Here is a 514-nt window from a genome sequence, read left to right as displayed (position 1 = left end):
GACTTGCGCATTGCGGGATTACGACCCATCCTCCTTTTTCTGACGCGTTTTGCAGAAGGTATGACGATCATGATCATCGCATTGGCCACCGGTTCCGCCCTGTCCGCCATGCTGCTCGTGTTCCTCAATGCCAATCAGCCCAAGCCGAAACGCGTCCCCGTCCGCACTCGCGACACTCGACAAGGTCGCCGCTAGGACGCCGGACGGCGCCACTCTTTTCGACAATCTGAGCCTGACGTTCGGGCCTGAGCGCACCGGCGTCGTCGGTCGCAATGGCGCGGGCAAGACCACGCTGCTGCGCCTGATCTCGGGCGAAGCCGCGCCGGCTGAGGGGGCAGTCGCGCGAACCGGCACGATCGGCGTGCTGGACCAGCGCTATGAGCCGACACCAGATGAAACCGTCGCTCAAACCCTGGGCGTCGGCGCGGCGCTGGCTGTTTTGGCGAGGGTTTTGGAGGGGCAGGGAACGGCTGACGATCTGGCCGAGGCGGACTGGACGCTGGAGACGCGTCTG

General features: G+C 64.8%; 1 protein-coding gene. It reads left to right on the top strand.

Going from position 1 to position 514, the window contains the following annotated elements; translation table 11 throughout:
- Positions 1-127: 127 nt before the first annotated feature.
- Positions 128-514, top strand: a 387-nt coding sequence (locus tag ACFC3J_RS23050) for an ATP-binding cassette domain-containing protein (protein WP_375198225.1), incomplete at its 3' end; no start/stop codon positions are given.

It is taken from the genome of Sphingobium sp., from assembly GCF_041987595.1.
Lineage (GTDB): Bacteria > Pseudomonadota > Alphaproteobacteria > Sphingomonadales > Sphingomonadaceae > Sphingobium.
Note: the sequence above shows the minus strand (reverse complement) of the source record. Positions and strands in the feature narration are given on the sequence as shown.